The 541-nt window shown below is 64.0% G+C and carries 1 protein-coding gene; it reads right to left on the bottom strand.

Annotation, left to right across the window (positions count from 1 at the left end; genetic code table 11):
- On the bottom strand, window positions 1-541 hold a 541-nt coding region (locus GR197_RS31380; RefSeq protein WP_164016598.1), incomplete at both ends, for a DUF4082 domain-containing protein.

Here is a 541-nt window from a genome sequence, read left to right as displayed (position 1 = left end):
CCGGCATCCGCATCGGTGTCGTTGGTCAGCACGTTGCCGCTCGCAACCACGCCGCCCGAGCCATTGGCCACCCCGCCCTTCTCGGTCGCGTCACCCGCATCGGCAACTGCCGTCGGTGTCGTGTTCGGCGTTGTCGATGCCGGACGGAAGACCACATCGGCATAGTAGTTGGCGGCGTTGTAAGTGGCATTCGGAAAAATGCCCGCGGTGGCGGAGCCGCCATAGGTGTATACGCCGTTGCCGCTGGCTGACGCGGTCAGTGAGCCGCTCGTCACGGTGGCCGTAAAGAAATTGTCGGTCGCGACGTAGGCCCCTGTCGTGTGGTAGGAGGCGACATAGGCTGTATTGGCGGCAATGGTGACCGGGGTTGTAAAGTTCACCGTCTGCCAGCCGCTCCCGGTGGTGCCGGCGAAGGTGGCGGTGGCGAGCTTGGTGCCCGTCGTGGTCCACAGGTCGACGACGTTCTGGCCGTTGTCGTTGGCGCTGCGGTAGAACTTGATGCCGGTAACGTCACCGGCAACGTTCGACTGGAACTTGACGC

It is taken from the genome of Rhizobium phaseoli (assembly GCF_010668805.1).
GTDB classification, from domain to species: Bacteria; Pseudomonadota; Alphaproteobacteria; order Rhizobiales; family Rhizobiaceae; genus Rhizobium; species Rhizobium phaseoli_A.
Note: the sequence above shows the minus strand (reverse complement) of the source record. Positions and strands in the feature narration are given on the sequence as shown.